Source organism: Bacillus sp. NPDC094106 (assembly GCF_044764345.1).
Classification (GTDB): Bacteria; Bacillota; Bacilli; order Bacillales; family Bacillaceae_G; genus Bacillus_A.
This window is the reverse complement of the sequence record NZ_JBIWHY010000011.1, coordinates 65,625-84,736: the sequence shown is the minus strand read 5'-3', so window position 1 is coordinate 84,736 and position 19,112 is coordinate 65,625. Positions and strand designations below refer to the sequence as shown.

Below are 19,112 nucleotides of genomic sequence, written 5' to 3'. Positions count from 1 at the left end.
GATGGAAAAAACAATTGTAATAGATGGTAAGGATGTTCGATTAAAAACCACAGCAGCAGCGGGATTTCGCTATAAAGCACAATTTGGAAGAGATATGTTTGCTGATATGTTTAGTTTACAAGCTTTTATGCCTATACTTAATGGCGAGATTTCTAGTGAAACAGATTTTAGTAAACTAGATTTTGATGTCATTTATAATTTAGTCTGGGTTTATGCTAAAACAGCAGATAATGAAATTCCTGATCCAATGAAATGGCTAGATACGTTTGGTGAATTTCCTATTTATGAAATCGTCATTGATATTCAAGACTTGATAATGAAGTCATTGAAAACTTCAAAAAAAAAATAACAAAAAATGAACAAGAGCGAGAAACAGAAGGTGAAAAAGGGTTGTCATCTGATACGTTTTTCGCTCTTTGTTATAAAGTAAAACTAACAAATGCAGATTTAGAAATGATGACAATCGGGAATTGTTTGGATTACATTGAAACATTTCTAGAATTAAACAATCCAAAAAAAGAAACAGTGAGAAAAGCGACTCAAAAAGACTTTAATGCTTTTTAAGAAAGAGGGGTGAAATTATGGCGGGAGGAAGAATTAAAGGTATTACAATTGAAATTGGTGGCGACACAGTTGGCTTACAGAACGCTTTACAAGATGTAAATAAGCGTAGTAATGACTTAACAAAGGAGTTAAAAGATGTTGAACGTCTTTTAAAGTTTAATCCTGGTAACGTTGAAGCATTGGCACAAAAGCAGCAACTATTAACACAACGTGTTGAAGCTACAACTGAAAAGCTGAACCAATTAAAAGCGGCAGAACAGCAAGTTCAGGCACAGTTTGAACGTGGAGATATTGGAGAAGAGCAATACCGAGCATTTAGGCGTGAGATTGAGTACACAGAAGGCTCATTAGGCGGTTTACAAAATCAATTAAAAGGTATGAGAGATGAACAAGAACGAGCCGCGCGTGCTACACAGGAATTAAACGCTATTTTTAATGCAACTGGTACAAGTGTAGATCAATTCGAAAGTGCATTAGGAAGTCGATTAACCGCGGCTATTCGACAAGGTACAGCCACATCAGCACAGTTAGAAGAAGCAATGAAGAAATTGCAAAATGAATTGAAGGAAACGACGGAAGAACAAGACAGGGTAGAGAAATCAACCCGTGAGTTAAACGTGTTATTTGATGCTTCTGGCAGAAGTGTGGACGAGTTTTCAAATATATTAGGTTCTGAACTAACAGCAGCCATTAAAAACGGAACTGCATCTTCAGAGCAACTCGGAAAAGCAATAGATCTCATTGGTCGCAGAGCTTTAGGAAGCGATGCTGATTTAGAACGATTCAGAGCAACTTTGAGAAGCGTTCACGATGGAGCGGACTTAGATCAAATAAGTAGAGAATTAGATGACATTACTCGTGAAGCTCGTAATGCTGAAAAAGCTGTAGATGGATTTGGTATAGAGTTAGAAAATGTAGCTGGCGCATTAGTAGCAGGTGGTGGAATTGCAACTGCAATTGAACAAGCTTTAGATGTTTCGAATTTGAATACTAAGATCGAAATTTCGATGGAAGTACCAGAGGCATCAAAGCAATCTGTAAAAGCAGCTATCCGAGGCGTTGAAACGTATGGTGTTGATGCAGAAGCAGCCCTTGAAGGGGTTAGAAGACAATGGACATTAAACAAAAATGTTAGCGATGAGGCTAATGCGGCAGTTGTTAAAGGTGCAGCAGCTATTACCGCAGCTTATGGAGATATAGATTTTACTGAATTAATTCAAGAAACAAATGAAATTGCAAACGAATTAGGTATAACTAATGACAATGCTTTAGGATTAGTAAACGCTCTTTTAAAAATCGGATTTCCTCCTGAACAATTGGATATTATTGCTGAATATGGAGGACAGTTAACGCGAGCTGGATACAGCGCTGAAGAAGTCCAAGCCATTATGGCAGCTGGCGTCGAAACCGGTACATGGAATATAGACAACCTATTAGATGGTCTAAAAGAAGGAAGAATTAAAGCCGCTGAGTTCGGTCAAGGTGTCGATAAGGCTATGAAGGAAGCCCTTGAAGGTACTAAAATTTCTGCTGAACAGTTAGAAAAATGGGGGCAATCTGTTGCTAAAGGTGGAAAAGAAGGTTCTGCCGCTATGACAGATATCGCTAAAGCGTTAAATGAAATTGAAGATGAAACGAAACGAAACGAGATAGGGGTAAAGCTTTTTGGCACAATGTATGAAGATCAAGGTCAAAACATTATCGATACATTGTTAAATGCTCAAGACAAAGTGGTAGATTTTAAAAATAATCAAGATCAACTCAACGAATCAGTAAAAAAATTAGACCAATCTCCAGCTGTAAAAATGCAACAAGCTATGGTTGAATTAAAAACTGCATTCGAACCATTGTTATTAGTTATAGCTGATGTTATTAGTGCTATTGCAACATGGGCGGCTGAAAATCCTAAACTTGCATCTACTATTGCAGCTATAAGTATAGCAATGGGTATTGTAATTGGTGCTATAGCCGCATTAGCTCCCGGTTTTGTAGCCTTGTCAGGTGCTATAGCAGGAGCTGGCGGTGCGGCTGCTGTATTTGGTGGTGCATTAGCCGTTCTTACGGGTCCAGTTGGTTTAGCAATCGCCGCAATTGCAGGATTGACAGCAGGTGGAATTGCCCTATATAACCATTTTAAACAATCATCGATTGAGGTCGGTCTCTTTGGCAGTAAGGTTTCCGAATCAACTGAAAAGGCTGTAGGCGGCTTCTTAAAATTAAATGATCAAGCTACAGTCGCTTTAAATCAATTAGCTTGGAGTGGTCAAACTGTAACTGGAGAAATGGCAAATGGAATTGTGAATACATTTTCGCAAATGGGAGACCAAGTTTTAACAGCAATGCAAGAAGACCATGCTGCACAATTAGCAACGATACAAACATTCTTTGATTCTAGTGCGGCCATAACTGATGAAGAAGAAGCTGAAATTATTGCTAAAATGCAAACAAATCAACAGCAACAACAGGACGTAATCACGAATGGTAAAGCTCGTATTGCAGAAATATTAAACGCGGCCAAAGAGGAAAAACGCGCTATTACAGATGCTGAGCGACAAGAAATTAATAGTATTCAAGAACAAATGACTCAAAAGGCTGTTGAACATATGTCCACAAATGAGCGTGAACAAAAAGTGATTTTGGAGCGTTTAAAAACTGAAGCTACTGAAATTACAGCTAAACAAGCAGCAGAAGTAGTTAAAAATTCTGTGAAACAAAAAGATGACGTGGTAAAAGAAGCGAATGACCAATACAACAAAACAATTGCCGAGATTATCAAACAACGTGATGAAGCTGGTACTATTACTGCTGATCAGGCGAAGAAGTTAATAGAAGAAGCTGAAAGGCAAAAAAATGAAACTGTTAAAAAAGCGGAAGATATGCACCAAAAAGTTGTAAGTGAGGCACAAAAACAAGCAAATGAACACGTAGATAAAGTTAACTGGGAAACAGGAGAAGTACTTTCCAAGTGGGAAATTTTTAAAAAGGATTTCGGCAAAGCTATGGATATTATTGGTACAATAGCGTCGAATAAATGGGAACAAATGAAAAAAGATACTGAAAATAAATGGGAAGAAATCAAGAAATGGCCAGGTAAAAAAATCGATGAAATGAAAAGAGATGCCGAAAATAAAATGAATGAAGTGAAAAGTACCATAGATAGAATACTTAAAGATATAACCGGCTTCTTTAAGAATCTATCATGGAGTTTTCCAGAGATAAAAATGCCTAAACTTCCACGTTTTTCATTTTCAGGTGAATTTAGTTTGAATCCACCATCAGTTCCAAAATTAAATGTTGATTGGTATGACAAAGGCGGGGTTTTTTACGGTCCACAAGTTATCGGTGTAGGAGAAAAACGTCCTGAATTTGTTGGTGCGCTGGAAGATTTAGAAGCTATTGTTAGAAAAGCTATGCTAGATGTGTCTTCTCAAAACGTTGGAGTCAGCTCTGTTGATATATCACCTGCTAGTCAAACAACGACTATCGAAAACAATTATAATATGACTTTTAATTCTCCAAAAGCGCTCGATCCATATGAAACATCACGTTTAAATAGAAATGCACTTCGAGAATTAGCTTTACAAGTGTGAGGTGATTGAATGGAATCATTTAGTAGTAGGGAAAAATTAATATTCGATAATAATAAAGGGCAAACACTTGAAATTTCAGTGTTAAGCCCTTTTTTCTTGGATAAAGCCGAAGGGTTAGATTCAATGGAAAACGATTTTTATACAACTAAAAATTATAACGAAGATGGCGCTTCTGTTATAGGTTCAAATATACAACCACGGAATATTGTTATTGAAGGACGTATTAGATTGGATAAAGAAATAAATCGTTCGAAAATGATTCGCTTTTTTAATCCGAAACATACATTTACATTAAAATACACAAATGGTGAAATCGAGCGATTTATTAAATGTAAAGTTGAGAAATCTCCTGTGATTAATAAAGAAGTGTTTCCAAACTTTATGATTTCGCTTCTTTGTCATAAGCCGTGGTGGTATGAAAAAGAAATAAAAACGGATATTGCTTTATGGATTGGTTCGTTCGAGTTCCCTTTAGAAATACCACAGGGAGTGGGGATTGAATTAGGTTATAGAGAACCTTCTCTTATTGTGAATGTTAATAATACAAGTGATAACCCAGCGCCATTGCGACTAGAACTCAGAGCATTAGGGACTGTTAAAAATCCTAGCATCATTAATGTGGAAACAAGAGAAATAATTTTAATAGAAAAAGAAATGATTGCTGGTGATGTTATCACGGTTAATACAGAACGGGGAGATGAATATGTTCGTTTAACTAGAAATGGAGTGATTTCTAACATATTCAATTATTTTTCATTAGAATCAAGTCCACATTTATCACTTGATGCGGGAGACAATCTTTTAAGATATGATGCTGAAACAAATGTGGACAACCTTGAAGTTAGTATTTACTTCACGCCACAATATGTGGGGGTGTAAAAATGCTTTATGTTTGTGACGAAAACTTTAATAGATTAGGTATAGTTGGTAAGTTTTCTTATTTACTATGGCGCAAGCGTTATAGCTCTCACGGAGAAGCAGAATTACATGTTGATGTGACTATAGATAATATTAATTTATTAAAAAAAGGCCACATTTTATTTCGTAAAGATGATAGCGAAGCAATGTTCATCTATTATCGCGGATTTGATGAAACTGAAGATGGCAAAGAACAATTAATTATTAAATGCTTTTCTTCTGTTCGATGGTTAGACCGTAGAATTTTGTGGGGCAAATATAATTATGAAGATACGCCTGAAAACATAATTAGAAGCATGATTACCAGTGAATGTATTAATCCTAGTAAAATTGAGCGAAAGATACCACAAATTAAGTTAGCTGATGCTAAAAATTTGGGAGCACCTATCAAAATGCAATCTTTATATCAAGAATTATTAGAACAAGTAGAATCATTGTGCAATACGTATGAAATCGGAATAAGAACTAATTTTAATGGGAAATCGCTATTTTATGAAGTGTATGAAGGGCATGATCGAACAGTAAATCAAAGTGAAAATCCTCGATGTATTTTATCAAAAAGTTTTTCTAATGTTGTAAGACGGAATTTTGAAGAGGCAGACAATGATTTTAAAAATACAGTCTTGATTGCTGGTGCTGGCGAAGGTAATGCAAGGAAAATAACCGCTATTGAACAAGGTGATGGTCTAGATAGACGAGAGTTTTTTGTTGATGCGCGAGATATACAGGATACAAAAAGAGGAAGTGAAGAAGATATTCCGATACCAGAAAGTGAGTATATGTTGTTATTAAGGCAACGTGGACTCCAAAAGCTTTTAGAACATGAGGAATTCATTTCTTTTGATTGCGAGATCGATGTAACTAGAGAAAATACAAAGTACAATGAAGATTTCTTTTTAGGTGATCTAATCACAATTCGTGATGATAAATTAGGAATTATTATGAATAGCAGAGTTGTGGAAGTTGATGAAGTTTATCAAACTCATAAAGAAATTTTTGTGAAAGTAGGTAAATCTGTTCCTACCTTACCGGAGAAAGTAAGAAAGATGGTGACAAAATGATTAAAAGTGGAATGTTTAATAGTGTAAATGGCGATAGAAGATATGATGCTCGTGATTTTGCATCTTATTTTTCAATGTTCATTGGAAATGGTGTTTTCCCGAATCCTGCAAACGGATTTAAGGTTGTATCTAATAGCGATATGACTGTAACACTTAAAGCTGGGCAAGCGTGGATACATGGTTATTATGTAACAAACACTGATGATTATCAAATGGCAATTGATGTTGCAGATGGTGTTTTGAATAGAATTGACCGTGTAGTTCTCCAATTAAATTACTTAAATAGAGAAATTGTTCCCGTTGTAAAAAAGGGACAGTTTGCTAGTTCTCCCATTGCTCCTGTCTTAAAACGTGACGGAGATGCATATGAGATAGCATTAGCGGATATTTATATTGGAAAGGGCGCTCTCTCCATCACCCAAGCAAACATAACTGATTTACGCTTGAATAAAGATTTGTGTGGGATTGTACATGGTGTTGTTGATCAGGTCGATACAACAGCTATTTTCAACCAGTATCAAGATTGGTTTGAGCGAACAAAGCAAAAAGGTGATGCAGAACTAACAGCATGGAAAAATGAACAGCAGCAGGAATTTCTCAACTGGTTTACTAATCTGCAAGACCTGCTTAGTGAAAATGCAGAAACAAATATTTTACAGAAAATATATGTGTTAGCAAAAAATATGGGGGATAAAAATACTTTGCTAACAACGGAGAAAGATTCACTTGTTAAAGCGATAAATGAGCTTTTTATAAGTGCCAATGACTTGAAGGCGAACTGGGCGAGTGTTATTGGCAGTCCATTATCAGCTTCAGATAAATCAGCCCAACTTAAAAGCAAAACACAGAACATCAAAAATTCGTTTGCTCAAAAATTAGTAGCAAAAGATGTAAGTGCATCGGGAAATGATCCATTACAAACGCTAGTTAATAAAATTGACGAAATCACCGATGTAATGGTTAAAGGTGATGGCGGGAGAATAAAAGCTCTATATTCTAAACACCATTACGTAGAATCTGGAAATAAGGTGATTAAATATAACAATAAAGGTGTATTGTTAAAGGCTTTTGATTCCAATATACCCTATCAAATGAATGATAACGGAGCTGTAAGGTTTTTATCTTATGAAGAACTGATTAAAGAACCTCCGTACTCTAAAACTTATTATGATTATTATGAGTATGATAAAAATGGCACATTAGTATCCTTAAAGAAAAAGGTAACTGGTTACGGACTTGATGAATCAACAGACAGAAATTGTTATTTACTACTCGACGACGGATACATTTACCATTATGCGTCAGCATCTTGGACGGGTAACGGGTGGCCAAGAATGGTGAGATATACGAAAAATGGTGTTTTAAATAAAGTATTTTCTAATATTCAGTATATCAGAGTGATTAATGATATATCGAAAACGTTAAGTTGTGGAGCTGGTGATTATGACATGTTGTTAAATTATGATTTTACTCCTGTCAGTAGCACTGCCATTACTGAAATAAGAAAAAGGGCAGACTTCTATAAAACATTGTATTTCACACCATAAAATAGTAAAGAAAGAAGGTATATTATGGATTGCTTTTACTATAGAATAAACAATTTATTAGATGAGAACGGAAATCCCAATTATAGGGGATTGGATATTGATAAAATCGTAGCTGGAAGCCAAGTATTACCACATCACAAGGTCATCCTTAAAGAGAACTATTGTATTCTTGCGTATCCAGAAGATAAGAAAACTAGTCGTGATCTAATTCAAATTACAAAAGAAGAATACAACGCTATTAAAATTAACCTTCAAGAAAATCGTCCAGAGGCAGTTTCACTAGAGCAAACGATCGAACAATTGGTGCAAAGTAACAAATCATTAGAAGAATCGCTATTAGAAATGACTAACTTAGCAGCAGAACAAGAACAACGTAATATTAGAAATGAAGAGGCAATTATGGAACTTACTACAATGATCGGAGGAATGACAAATGTTTAATCAAAGATCTGCTACTGTGTCAATTTGGGCCGGAGCTGTGAAGGATGGACGATACAAACGTGAACAAGTACCAAAATTATCGAACTTGCGTGAAGAAGTATATAAAAAATTAGATGAGGGCGCTGCTGAATAGTAGGCTTTTTTATTTTGCTAAAAAACAAAACAAAATACTAGAACATGGTAGTGTACTTTATCTATTTTCTTCAGGGTTTATATATAATAAAATTACGTTGTAAAAGACAAATAGTATAAAGGAGGAATAATTATATGAGTTATTTAAATGATTCACCTAAACAAGTTGAATATGTAACAGATTCTGATGTATTGAAAAAAATAAGAGAATTAGAAGCATCAATTAAAGAGATGGAAAATACACTGGGGGATAAGGTTGGAGGCTTTGCCCTTGAAGTAGATGGAAAAGATAGAATTGAAGAGCGAAAGTCTGCATTACGTATTTATTGGCTTGAAGCTGAGAAGAGAAATATACTAAAGAACTTGAAAAAGTAAAGGTGCTTTTATATGGAGCAAGAGGAGACGCAATAAGCGTCTCTTTTTATTTTGAAAGGAGATGGGGTAGTGTCGATTGAAGTTGGCGTACTTATTGCAGCATTATCATTAGCTATTAGTTATTTGGGATATTCATTAAATAAAACAAAGACAATTAGAACCGATGGTCAACAAAGCGCTGAGGTGAAATCTGAACTTGGATATATTCGCAAGGGTGTGGATGACATTCGAATTGATTTAAAGGCAAGTGAAAAGCAAATGATTACGCTAGGTGAACGAATCACACGAGTTGAGGAAAGCACTAAGCAAGCACATAAGCGACTTGATAATTTAGAAAAGGAGACAAATTAATTATGGAACTCACAAAAGAAAATATCAAAAAACGTTTGCGCAACTGGAAAACATGGGTTGCGCTTTTTTCATGCTTTGGATTGATTTTATCGGTATTTGGTATCACAGGATTTGAAGGCAATTTAGAAAAGGTACAGCAAGCTGTTTATTTATTTGGTATTGCATTAGGTATTTGGACTGATCATGAAGAAAATCAAAAAGGAGATGTTGAGTAATGGAAATCAAACAAATGTTAGTGCCGGAAAGTCGTTATCCAGCCTTATGTCCATATGAAATGACACCAACGGAAATCACATTCCATAACACCTATAATGATGCTTCTGCCCTAAATGAGCGAAATAATGTTGCTAATAACAGTCAGGGTACTTCATTTCACATCGCTGTAGACGATAGAGAAGCAATCCAATTAATCCCTTTCAATCGGAATGCTTGGCACGCTGGTGATGGTACATATGGGCATGGTAATCGTCATAGTATTTCTGTTGAGATTTGTTATTCAAAATACGGTGGAGAAAGATACCGAAAAGCCGAATTGAATGCGATTAAGGTTATCCGTCAACTGATGGATACTCATAATATTTCAGTCTCTAAAGTTAAAACGCACCAAGAGAGAAACGGAAAATATTGCCCTCATAGAATGCTAGACGAAGGAAGGGTTCAGTGGTTTAAATCTCAATTAACTAAAACGGAGGGATTCATCGTGAAAGAAAATGGATATAAACTAGTTGCAACTGGTGGTATTGGATTCGGTCATATGAAAGAAGTAGCGGGGTTCCTTAATACTTTAGGTTATGGCGCTTCACTCGTTATTTCTGGCAAAAATGATGCATTATTTAGTATTCGTACCGAAAGAAGAATTGGTTCTGAATTGGACAAGTTTACAGCATGGTTAGATACTAAAAACTGGTGGTATCAATACGAGTGATTTACTGTTAGATAAACTTTATAACATGATTAGATTAAAAATTAGTATTGGGATTATATTTAATGTAAAACCATACTCAGCAAAAACGAGGCTGTTCTAAAAGTGAAACGTTTGAGCCACCTCGTTTTTTGCATATAAATAAAAAAGAACCGCCCTTTTTTGTATCCAAAATATTAACTCAAATTCAATATTGATAATATTTACTTCTTAATATATAATTATAAAAATTATTGAATATTAATTAAGGAGATACATACTATGGCACTTAAAAACACAAAAAATAGAAAGCTGCTTGTTCCTCAATATATGCAACAATTCTCTTGTATAGGATCAGAGTGTGAAGATTCTTGTTGCATTGGATGGAGAGTGGACGTTGATGAAGATACTTATAAAAAATACAAAAAATCTCGTGATTTAGAATTAAAGCCACTTTTCAAGAATAAGGTAACAAGACAACGTTCAAACTCCTCTTCTATGTTTTACGCTAAAATTAAAATGGATGATGGAAGAAGATGTTCCTTCCTATCTGAAGAGAATCTTTGCAAAGTTCAATTTAAGCTAGGAGCAGAGTATTTGTCAAATACTTGTACAGTCTACCCCCGCTGTATTAATAGTATTAACGGTGTAATTGAAAAATCAGCCACTATGTCATGTCCTGAAGCCGCACGTTTAGCCCTTTTGAATCCAAATGGAATTGATTTTGATGAGATGGAAGAACCGGCTAGTACTCGTGGATCCATTGTAAAACAGTTAAAAACAGATGACCCGAAAATCGCTAATAAACCACAAGCATACTTTTGGGAGTTACGTATTTTTTCCATTCAAGTTATACAAGACCGATCTTATACGTTAGCGGAGCGTCTTATCATTTTAGGAATGTTCTATCAAAATGTACAGAAGCAAATCGATAAAGGCGATGTTCATGAAATTCCAAATGTCATTGCTAATTTCACTAATTGGATGTCTAATCAAGGAATGAAAGAGTCACTTGACAAAATACCTACTGAGTTAGCTGTGCAAATGACATTGTGTAACGAATTAGTAGCTTATCATCTTAACAAATCTATCACAAGTCAACGATACCTCGATTGTTTAATGGAGATGTTAGAAGGTATTCAATTTACAAAAGAAGCAACTGTAGCAGAGGTTACAGAGCACTATAAAAAGGCCTATGAAGAATTTTATAACCCATTTATGACAGAACATGAGTACATTTTAGAAAACTATCTAGTCAATTATGTATTTAAAAACTTGTTCCCATTTGGAAACAAAACTTTTTTCGATGATTATGTGATGTTAGTCATTCACTATTCAATGATAAAACTTCATTTAATCGGCATGGCAGGCTTTCATAAAGGATTAACGACAGATTTAGTGATCAAACTTATCCAATCTTTGGCAAAAGCAATTGAGCATGACCATGCTTATCTAAAAAATATATTAACTTTACTGAAGGCAAAAGAGTTTACAACAATGCCTTATATGGCAATTTTAGTGAAAAATTAGACAGGGGATCCGAATGAAACAGCTAACAGAAGAAAACTTTGATTTATGTCAGCAGTACTTAAATATGATTAGTGAAATGGAAGAGGGCTTTGAATATGTAATTGCTAGTTTTACTGATTTTAGCAAGACGGAAGGTGATCTAGTATTATCTGAAATTTTTCGATCATTAAACCGTATTGCACACACAAACTTACTATTTGAACAGTTATTTTCAGATGATGAATCACTCCAGCAGGCAATCACGAATTTTAGTGATGTGGCTGATGCAGCTTTCATGCTAGATGGGAATTTTGATGATTATGGTAGAAAAATGAATGTTATAAATGAATATTTGTATCCAGCTTTTTCTGCTTGGAGAAATACGGTTCAGAGTGCTTTAGTTCAGTATGTTATGCAGTAAGATATTACCTGCTGTTCATTAGAACTAGAAAGGTTATGTTTTCATGGATATAATATTAATATCAACGACATTAAACCAAGGTCAAGTGCAGCAACACGCTTCTATGTTAGTCATGAAAATGACGATGGTAATGCCAAACAGCAAGGAGAGGCTCTTCGGAAGTTGATGGGTACTACTGATGCAACAGCGATTCAACACGCTGCTCAGCCACAAATTGTAGAGGGGCTATTCTAGAGTAGCCAAGTTAAGGCTTCTCTTTTTTTTGGGGTAAATGGGGAAAGTATATTGTTCCCAAAAGTCCACCTACTCGCAGCTAATGTGCCTAGAAACTGCCAAAGTAATAATACGTAACTATTAATAACAATATATTCAAATGTAAATTATATTTATAGAATGTATGCTTGTTTATTGAACACTAAATGTTCAATAAACAAGCGACCTACGCCTCTACTTCGATCATCGGAGTAGAGGCTATTTTCAGAGGGCAAAACAGATAAAACAATCGGATCCTACGTGAATGATGTAAAATTGTTCCAATCATGCAATATCACACTTTCTCATCCATATAAAGGTAAAACAAGAGGAGCTGCCCCAAAAAGTTATTATTCAATGACCTTTTGGGACAGCCTGGTTTTTTTCTTTTGCAACCGTTCTGTTGAAAAAGAAATATAGTTTAGTAAATATGTGTCGAAGTTCTTCGAAATTCACCTTTAAAACGCTAGTTTTATCGATATCTCTCAAAACTCCAATTACATTTACAACGTATTTATTAATTATTTGAACTGATAAACTCCGTTTTTTAGTATTAATCACAGTAACAATGCGATTTTCATCATCTATTAAATGTGGCCCCATTCCAAAATAAATATCACCAGTCTCTAATCCACGTTGTTTCTTTAATGAATCATCCACGCATTTCCTTACTAATTCATCCATTTTGACATATTCATCATAAGTCATGTTAATTTCATTAGTTTTTTATAATTCTGCTTGTAAAATACAATTATCTTTAATGCTTCCTTTATGTCTATACATTATCCCATTCTTTTTATATGATTTTGTATGGTTTTTAATGAATACCTTTTCATCACTAATATCAAGTTCTTGCTTAACTAGATTAAAATCGCCAAAACTTAAAGATTCATCTACTGTACCTAAGATATAATGACGCCATTATTATAACAAACTTTAGGTATATTGGTATTATTTATCAACATTGGATTCGAAAGTATGCTTTTGTTCCACATAAATTTCATAAACTAGTTTGATACAAAAATCCATAGCCTCTTAATCACTATGCATAAGAGTAACACCTTCTATTTTGTTATTTTGAAAATCTTTTATAGCTTGTAACATTTCTTCAGTAGTTTTCACGATTTATTCCCCATTTCTAAAGTTATTATTATGCTCCCATGAAATTTCTATCAAAATAAAACTTATCCATTAAGTTATTTACAATACAAAGTACACAACATCTTTAAGGGGATGGGGACAGAATACATCTACATAACATTCTAGTCAAAGAAGGGATGCATCTTATATAATGGAAGAAATAAAAATACACATTTATATCGTCATCACCCTGTTGGTGTAAACCTCATGCGTTTAATCGCTACCAAACATATTTATTTTGTTCCATTTGGGCAAGATGCACCGGAGAAAAAGCCGAATTCAATGGTAGCTCGCATGGAGTTGCTTGAAGATACAATAATAGAAGCGCTAGAAGGGAAACAATTACAACCAGTTGTTGTAGAAAAATTCAGATATATGAATTAAAAAACGAAAAAAAACAGACAATTTTTTATGAAACCATCATTCTTACCGCAGAATATGATAAAATTAACGTTATTAAGATTAGAAGGGGTATTTTATACCCCTTCTAATTCTAAGTATAGAAGGATTGGTATCTAGAAAGGGGCATAGTGATGGAAAAGCAAAAAACTTTTCATGTCGCTGTAGTTGGAGCAACCGGCGCAGTTGGTGAACAAATGTTAAATACTTTAGAGAAACGAGAATTTCCAATTGGGAAGTTAACGTTACTTTCATCTAAACGATCTGCAGGCAAGAACCTTGTATTTAAAGGAGAAGAATTCACAGTTCAAGAAGCAACGCCTGAAAGCTTTGAGGGAGTGGATATTGCACTTTTTAGTGCAGGTGGATCTGTATCGAAACAATTAGCGCCAGAAGCAGCAAAACGCGGTGCAATTGTTGTTGATAATACAAGTGCATTCCGCATGACAGAAAATGTGCCACTTGTTGTACCAGAAGTAAATGAAAATGACTTAAAAGAACATAATGGCATTATTGCAAATCCAAACTGTTCTACAATTCAAATGGTAGTCGCTCTTGAACCAATTCGTCAGCAATTTGGTTTAAAACGAGTAATCGTTTCCACATATCAAGCTGTGTCTGGTGCAGGTGCTGCCGCAATCGAAGAGCTTCATGAACAATCACAAGCAATCTTAAATGGGGAAGAAGTAAAAGCGAGTGTTTTACCTGTATCAGGTGACAAAAAACATTTCCAAATCGCGTTTAATGCTATCCCGCAAATTGATAAGTTTCAAGATAATGGATTTACATTTGAAGAAATGAAAATGATTAATGAAACGAAAAAAATTATGCATATGCCTGAGTTAGAAGTTGCAGCGACATGCGTACGTTTACCAGTTGTATCAGGACACTCTGAGTCTGTTTACATTGAAGTGGACAAAGAAGGTGTTACAGTAGAAGAAATGAAAAACTTACTTTCAAATGCAGAAGGTGTTGTACTGCAAGATGATCCAGCAGAACAATTATACCCAATGCCATCTACTGCAGTAGGTAAAAATGAAGTATTCGTTGGACGAATTCGGAAAGATTTAAATAATGAAAAAGGATTCCATCTTTGGGTCGTATCTGATAACTTATTAAAAGGTGCTGCATGGAACTCTGTTCAAATTGCAGAGCGATTAGTAAAATTACAATTAGTGTAAACGGCTAAGAGAAGGTGCAAAAAATGAAAATTATTGTTCAAAAATTTGGTGGGACATCTGTACGTGATGAAAATGGACGTAAGCATGCACTTCACCATATTAAAAAATCATTAGATGCTGGTTATAAAGTAGTTACGGTTGTATCAGCTATGGGACGTAAAGGTGAACCATATGCAACAGATACATTATTAAACCTTGTGAATCAAGAGAAATCTAGTATTTCAAAACGCGAACAGGATTTATTATTATCATGTGGAGAATTAATCTCGGCAATCGTCTTCTCAAATATGTTAAATGAAAACGGAGTAAAAGCAGCAGCTTTAAATGGTGCACAAGCTGGTTTTGTAACAAATGCTGATTTTACAAATGCGAAGATTATTGAAATGAATTGTGATCGTATACATGAGGAGTTACAAAACACAGATGTTGTTGTTGTTACTGGATTTCAAGGGCAAACGAAAGAAGGCGATACGACAACACTTGGACGCGGAGGTAGTGATACTTCAGCTTCAGCATTAGGTGTTGCGCTTCAGGCTGAATATATTGATATTTTCACCGATGTAGAAGGTGTAATGACTGCTGATCCACGTATTGTAAAAGATGCACGTCATCTTCAAAACGTAACATATAATGAAATTTGTAACATGGCTTATCAAGGTGCAAAAGTTGTTCATCCGCGTGCAGTTGAAATCGCTATGCATGCAAAGGTACCACTTCGTGTACGTTCTACGTATTCTGATAATGAAGGAACACTTATTGCCGCATATGATGGTGCTACAAAGGGCCGTGATGTAGAAGAGCGACCTGTTACAGGGATCGCTCATGTATCAAACGTGACACAAATTAAAGTGCATGCAAAAGAAGGATCGTATGATCTACAACAGCATGTTTTTAAAGAAATGGCGAGTGAAGGAATTAGCGTTGACTTAATTAACATTTCGCCTACAGGTGTGGCTTATACAGTGAATGATCATGTATCGGGCCTTGCAGTTGACGTGCTACGTAATCTTGGATATGAACCAATCGTAACGGAACATTGTGCGAAAGTATCCATTGTAGGAGCGGGAATGGCAGGTATACCAGGAGTTACAGCGAAAATTGTCACAGCGCTGGCAGAAAAAGGTGTAACAATTTTACAATCTGCCGATAGTCATACGACAATTTGGGTGCTTGTGAAAGAAGTAGATTTAGTGGAAGCTGTGAATGCATTACATAGTGCATTTGAGCTTTCTAAAGAAAAGCAACTGGAACAATAAGGAGTGAGACCATGATAGATTTTGGGACAATTGCAACAGCGATGGTAACACCGTTTGATAAAAACGGAAATGTCGACTTTGCAAAGACAACTAAATTGGTAAATTATTTAATTGATAACGGTACAACAGCAATCGTGGTAGGAGGAACAACTGGAGAGTCTCCTACATTATCATCAGAAGAAAAAGTAGCGTTATATCGCCATGTCGTATCTGTTGTCGATAAAAGGGTGCCCGTAATCGCTGGAACAGGTAGTAATAATACACATGCTTCTATTGAATTAACGAAAAAGGCAACAGAAGTTGGTGTTGATGCAATTATGCTAGTAGCACCGTATTATAATAAACCGAGCCAAGAGGGAATGTATCAGCATTTTAAAATAATTGCTGAAAGTACTGAACTTCCGGTTATGCTATACAATGTTCCAGGGCGATCTATTGTACAAATCTCCGTTGATACAGTTGTTCGTTTATCAGAAATACCAAACATTGTTGCAATTAAAGATGCTGGCGGCGATGTATTATCAATGACAGAAATCATTGAAAAAACAGCGGACGACTTTGCTGTATACAGCGGTGATGACGGTTTAACGTTACCAGCTATGGCAGTTGGAGCTAAAGGTATTATTTCTGTTGCCTCTCATGTTATTGGAAATGAAATGCAAGAAATGATTACGGCGTTCCAAGCAGGAGATTTCAAAAAAGCACAGAAATTGCATCAATTACTTGTAAAAGTAACAAATGCGCTATTTATGACACCGAGCCCAACACCAGTAAAAACAGCGTTACAAATGGTTGGATTAGATGTAGGCTCTGTACGTCTACCACTTCTTCCGTTAACAGAAGAAGAAAGACTAACATTGCAGGGTGTAATGCAATCAATTCCTCGTTAACATAGGGTGAAAAAATGACCTAGTATAAGACTAGGTCATTTTTTTTTTTTGAGTTGAAATGACTGTATCAATGTTTCGGATTTGTAGGCTTCCTCGCTCTTTCTCATAATTTAACTTGTGTTCTATTTCTTGTATCAGTTATAATATGGCTAAGTAGCTTAGTACGGGTATGCTTAGCAAAATTGGAAAAATTTATAATTTAACGGAATTTTCATATCATATCGCATAAGATATTTGATTTATATAATGAAAGAGAGGTGAAACCTGGTTTAAAAAGTGAACAAGAACATGATATCGCATAACGGTAAGGACATTCGTCTCGGACGGTGAATATATGGTGGTTGTAGAGTTTCCCTGGTGTCTCTACAATTTTAGTGAAATCAGTGTTTGCAAGATTTTTAAACCAGGCAACAACATGAAGAGAAAAGAGATTGATTCTGTAAAGGTATTTGCTCTTGGTGGAGTGGGTGAAATCGGAAAAAATATGTATTGTGTCGAAATTGATTCCGAAATTTTTATTGTAGATGCAGGCTTAATGTTTCCGGGAGATGAAATGTTTGGAATTGACATCGTCATCCCTGACATTTCATATTTAGTAGAAAATCAAGAGCGAGTAAAAGGTTTATTTATTACACATGGTCATGAAGATCACATTGGTGGAATTGTTTATGTACTGCGTAAACTTTCAATCCCAGTGTATGCGACAAAGTTAACAGTAGGTCTTATCCAAGAAAAACTTGGTGAAGCAGGAATGCTGGGTCGTGTAGATTTAAAAACAATTGATGCGAATTCGACAGTGGAATTTAATACGACAACGGTTTCATTCTTTGGTACAACACATAGTATTCCAGATTCTGTTGGTGTGTGCTTCCATACATCAAAAGGTGCTATCGTATATACTGGAGATTTTAAATTCGACCAAACACCAATTGGTAACAATGGAGCCGATCTTGGAAAGATGGCGCAAATTGGAAACGAAGGCGTTCTGTGCCTATTATCTGATAGTACAAATGCTGAACGTCCTGGTTACACCGGTTCTGAAAAAGAAGTTGGAATAGAAATTTCAAAAGTATTTTATGGTGCAGAAGGCCGTATTATTGTTGCTTCTTTTGCATCAAATGTACATCGTATTCAACAAGTATTCGATGCAGCGGTTGAAACAGGGCGTAAAGTAGCAGTAGTAGGTCGTAGTATGGTGAAAGTAGTAGATATAGCAAGACGTCTTGGTTATTTAGATGTTCCAGATGGCATGATTATTTCATTGCAAGAGGTAGATAACTTCCCCGAGAAGAAGGTGGCGATTTTAACAACTGGTAGTCAAGGGGAACCAATGGCAGCTCTTTCAAGAATGGCGAAGCAAGCTCATAAGCAAATTTCAATCCGTAAAGGAGACACAGTTATCATTGCGGCTTCTCCAATTCCTGGGAATGAAATATCGGTATCGAAAATTATTGATTTACTATTCAGAGCTGGTGCAGAAGTTGTCTATTATGGTGAAAGAAAAGTTCATGTTTCTGGTCATGGTAGTCAAGAAGAATTGAAATTGATGTTAAATTTAATGAAGCCGAAATATTTTATACCCGTACATGGTGAATTCCGTATGCAAAAAGCACATGCGTATTTAGCAGAAGATGTAGGTGTTTTGAAAGAAAATATTTTCATCGTGGAAAAAGGCGATGTGATTGCTTTTGAAGGAGAAGAAGCAAAACTAGCTGGTAAAGTACAAGCAGGGAATGTTCTCATTGATGGATTAGGTGTGGGAGATGTTGGTAACATTGTCCTACGTGACCGCAAGATGTTATCGCAAGATGGAATTTTAGTTGTTGTTGTAACACTTGGGAAAGATGAGAAAAAAATAATCTCTGGTCCAGAAATTATTTCACGTGGTTTTGTATATGTTCGTGAATCAGAAGCATTAATTGAAAGATCTACAGATATTGTACGTACAATTGTTGAACAATCAATTAAAGAATATTCTATTGAATGGTCTATGTTAAAACAAAATATTCGTGAATTATTAGGACAATTCCTATATGAAGAAACAAAGAGAAAGCCAATGATTTTACCAATTATTATGGAAGTATAAGAAAGCCACCTTTATAGGTGGTTTTTTCTTTTTTATCCCTATCGAATGAAATTTATAACTTAAGAAATAATAGTTGTATACGAGTGAAAGGGGATGCG

Annotated in this window: 20 protein-coding genes and 1 pseudogene; 20 read left to right on the top strand and 1 reads right to left on the bottom strand. The window is 35.4% G+C overall.

Annotation, left to right across the window (positions count from 1 at the left end; genetic code table 11):
• Window position 1 precedes the first annotated feature (1 nt).
• From ACIQ7L_RS16930 to ACIQ7L_RS16860, 15 genes are all read left to right on the top strand, one after another.
• The gene (locus ACIQ7L_RS16930) at window positions 2-349 is read left to right on the top strand and encodes a hypothetical protein (RefSeq protein ID WP_400570657.1); all 348 of its coding nucleotides are present in this window, start codon (window positions 2-4) and stop codon (window positions 347-349) included.
• Between the two features lie 41 nt (window positions 350-390).
• The gene (locus ACIQ7L_RS16925; protein ID WP_400570656.1) at window positions 391-564 is read left to right on the top strand and encodes a hypothetical protein; all 174 of its coding nucleotides are present in this window, start codon (window positions 391-393) and stop codon (window positions 562-564) included.
• A gap of 17 nt (window positions 565-581) precedes the next feature.
• Window positions 582-4,154 (top strand): phage tail tape measure protein, encoded by a 3,573-nt coding sequence (locus ACIQ7L_RS16920; RefSeq protein WP_400570655.1) that lies wholly within the window; start codon window positions 582-584, stop codon window positions 4,152-4,154.
• A gap of 9 nt (window positions 4,155-4,163) precedes the next feature.
• Entirely contained in the window at window positions 4,164-5,033 is an 870-nt protein-coding gene (locus ACIQ7L_RS16915) for a phage tail family protein (RefSeq protein WP_400570654.1), read from the top strand.
• Between the two features lie 2 nt (window positions 5,034-5,035).
• Window positions 5,036-6,133 carry a siphovirus ReqiPepy6 Gp37-like family protein gene (locus tag ACIQ7L_RS16910; RefSeq protein WP_400570653.1) on the top strand — a complete coding sequence of 366 codons (1,098 nt, stop codon included), beginning with the start codon at window positions 5,036-5,038 and terminating at the stop codon, window positions 6,131-6,133.
• Window positions 6,130-7,680 (top strand): hypothetical protein, encoded by a 1,551-nt coding sequence (locus ACIQ7L_RS16905; protein WP_400570652.1) that lies wholly within the window; start codon window positions 6,130-6,132, stop codon window positions 7,678-7,680. Before ACIQ7L_RS16910 ends, ACIQ7L_RS16905 begins: the two co-directional genes overlap by 4 nt.
• Window positions 7,681-7,704: 24 nt before the next feature.
• Window positions 7,705-8,121, top strand: coding sequence for a hypothetical protein (locus tag ACIQ7L_RS16900; protein WP_400570651.1), 417 nt, complete (start codon window positions 7,705-7,707; stop codon window positions 8,119-8,121).
• On the top strand, window positions 8,114-8,254 hold the full coding sequence (locus ACIQ7L_RS16895; protein WP_400570650.1) for a hypothetical protein: 141 nt from the start codon (window positions 8,114-8,116) through the stop codon (window positions 8,252-8,254). The genes ACIQ7L_RS16900 and ACIQ7L_RS16895 overlap by 8 nt, the downstream gene beginning before the upstream one ends.
• Window positions 8,255-8,388: 134 nt before the next feature.
• The gene (locus ACIQ7L_RS16890) at window positions 8,389-8,628 is read left to right on the top strand and encodes a hypothetical protein (RefSeq protein WP_400570649.1); all 240 of its coding nucleotides are present in this window, start codon (window positions 8,389-8,391) and stop codon (window positions 8,626-8,628) included.
• A gap of 69 nt (window positions 8,629-8,697) precedes the next feature.
• On the top strand, window positions 8,698-8,979 hold the full coding sequence (locus ACIQ7L_RS16885; RefSeq protein WP_400570648.1) for a hypothetical protein: 282 nt from the start codon (window positions 8,698-8,700) through the stop codon (window positions 8,977-8,979).
• A gap of 2 nt (window positions 8,980-8,981) precedes the next feature.
• Entirely contained in the window at window positions 8,982-9,194 is a 213-nt protein-coding gene (locus ACIQ7L_RS16880) for a hypothetical protein (RefSeq protein ID WP_400570647.1), read from the top strand.
• A complete protein-coding gene (locus ACIQ7L_RS16875) occupies window positions 9,194-9,904 on the top strand; it encodes an N-acetylmuramoyl-L-alanine amidase (protein ID WP_400570646.1) in 711 nt (236 codons plus the stop codon). Before ACIQ7L_RS16880 ends, ACIQ7L_RS16875 begins: the two co-directional genes overlap by 1 nt.
• 258 nt (window positions 9,905-10,162) lie before the next feature.
• Entirely contained in the window at window positions 10,163-11,410 is a 1,248-nt protein-coding gene (fliB, locus tag ACIQ7L_RS16870; protein WP_400570645.1) for a flagellin lysine-N-methylase, read from the top strand.
• 13 nt (window positions 11,411-11,423) lie between these two features.
• A complete protein-coding gene (locus ACIQ7L_RS16865; RefSeq protein WP_400570644.1) occupies window positions 11,424-11,810 on the top strand; it encodes a DUF8042 domain-containing protein in 387 nt (128 codons plus the stop codon).
• 43 nt (window positions 11,811-11,853) lie between these two features.
• On the top strand, window positions 11,854-11,976 hold the full coding sequence (locus ACIQ7L_RS16860) for a hypothetical protein (RefSeq protein WP_400570643.1): 123 nt from the start codon (window positions 11,854-11,856) through the stop codon (window positions 11,974-11,976).
• A gap of 440 nt (window positions 11,977-12,416) precedes the next feature.
• Here ACIQ7L_RS16860 and ACIQ7L_RS16855 read toward each other — a convergent pair whose 3' ends face one another.
• Entirely contained in the window at window positions 12,417-12,746 is a 330-nt protein-coding gene (locus tag ACIQ7L_RS16855) for a hypothetical protein (protein ID WP_400570642.1), read from the bottom strand.
• Between the two features lie 651 nt (window positions 12,747-13,397).
• On the opposite strand from ACIQ7L_RS16855, the pseudogene spoVFB reads away from it, so the two are divergent.
• The 5 genes and pseudogenes from spoVFB to ACIQ7L_RS16830 all read left to right on the top strand — a co-directional run.
• A pseudogene (spoVFB, locus tag ACIQ7L_RS16850) lies at window positions 13,398-13,586 on the top strand (dipicolinate synthase subunit B); the annotation flags it as partial.
• Window positions 13,587-13,735: 149 nt separating this feature from the next.
• Window positions 13,736-14,782, top strand: coding sequence for an aspartate-semialdehyde dehydrogenase (gene asd, locus ACIQ7L_RS16845; protein ID WP_400570641.1), 1,047 nt, complete (start codon window positions 13,736-13,738; stop codon window positions 14,780-14,782).
• 23 nt (window positions 14,783-14,805) lie between these two features.
• Window positions 14,806-16,038 (top strand): aspartate kinase, encoded by a 1,233-nt coding sequence (gene dapG, locus ACIQ7L_RS16840; protein WP_400570640.1) that lies wholly within the window; start codon window positions 14,806-14,808, stop codon window positions 16,036-16,038.
• 11 nt (window positions 16,039-16,049) lie between these two features.
• Entirely contained in the window at window positions 16,050-16,928 is an 879-nt protein-coding gene (gene dapA, locus ACIQ7L_RS16835) for a 4-hydroxy-tetrahydrodipicolinate synthase (RefSeq protein ID WP_400570639.1), read from the top strand.
• A gap of 415 nt (window positions 16,929-17,343) precedes the next feature.
• Entirely contained in the window at window positions 17,344-19,014 is a 1,671-nt protein-coding gene (locus ACIQ7L_RS16830; RefSeq protein ID WP_400570638.1) for a ribonuclease J, read from the top strand.
• Window positions 19,015-19,112: the final 98 nt, after the last annotated feature.

Bases quoted from the DNA above. Each gene is read 5' to 3' on its own strand.
- ACIQ7L_RS16930 (WP_400570657.1), top strand. From the start codon at position 2: ATGGAAAAAACAATTGTAATAGATGGTAAGGATGTTCGATTAAAAACC.
- ACIQ7L_RS16920 (WP_400570655.1), top strand. From the start codon at position 582: ATGGCGGGAGGAAGAATTAAAGGTATTACAATTGAAATTGGTGGCGAC.
- ACIQ7L_RS16915 (WP_400570654.1), top strand. From the start codon at position 4,164: ATGGAATCATTTAGTAGTAGGGAAAAATTAATATTCGATAATAATAAA.
- ACIQ7L_RS16910 (WP_400570653.1), top strand. From the start codon at position 5,036: ATGCTTTATGTTTGTGACGAAAACTTTAATAGATTAGGTATAGTTGGT.
- ACIQ7L_RS16905 (WP_400570652.1), top strand. From the start codon at position 6,130: ATGATTAAAAGTGGAATGTTTAATAGTGTAAATGGCGATAGAAGATAT.
- ACIQ7L_RS16900 (WP_400570651.1), top strand. From the start codon at position 7,705: ATGGATTGCTTTTACTATAGAATAAACAATTTATTAGATGAGAACGGA.
- ACIQ7L_RS16895 (WP_400570650.1), top strand. From the start codon at position 8,114: ATGTTTAATCAAAGATCTGCTACTGTGTCAATTTGGGCCGGAGCTGTG.
- ACIQ7L_RS16890 (WP_400570649.1), top strand. From the start codon at position 8,389: ATGAGTTATTTAAATGATTCACCTAAACAAGTTGAATATGTAACAGAT.
- ACIQ7L_RS16880 (WP_400570647.1), top strand. From the start codon at position 8,982: ATGGAACTCACAAAAGAAAATATCAAAAAACGTTTGCGCAACTGGAAA.
- ACIQ7L_RS16875 (WP_400570646.1), top strand. From the start codon at position 9,194: ATGGAAATCAAACAAATGTTAGTGCCGGAAAGTCGTTATCCAGCCTTA.
- fliB (WP_400570645.1), top strand. From the start codon at position 10,163: ATGGCACTTAAAAACACAAAAAATAGAAAGCTGCTTGTTCCTCAATAT.
- ACIQ7L_RS16865 (WP_400570644.1), top strand. From the start codon at position 11,424: ATGAAACAGCTAACAGAAGAAAACTTTGATTTATGTCAGCAGTACTTA.
- ACIQ7L_RS16860 (WP_400570643.1), top strand. From the start codon at position 11,854: ATGGATATAATATTAATATCAACGACATTAAACCAAGGTCAAGTGCAG.
- ACIQ7L_RS16855 (WP_400570642.1), bottom strand. From the start codon at position 12,746: ATGGATGAATTAGTAAGGAAATGCGTGGATGATTCATTAAAGAAACAA.
- asd (WP_400570641.1), top strand. From the start codon at position 13,736: ATGGAAAAGCAAAAAACTTTTCATGTCGCTGTAGTTGGAGCAACCGGC.
- dapG (WP_400570640.1), top strand. From the start codon at position 14,806: ATGAAAATTATTGTTCAAAAATTTGGTGGGACATCTGTACGTGATGAA.
- dapA (WP_400570639.1), top strand. From the start codon at position 16,050: ATGATAGATTTTGGGACAATTGCAACAGCGATGGTAACACCGTTTGAT.
- ACIQ7L_RS16830 (WP_400570638.1), top strand. From the start codon at position 17,344: ATGAAGAGAAAAGAGATTGATTCTGTAAAGGTATTTGCTCTTGGTGGA.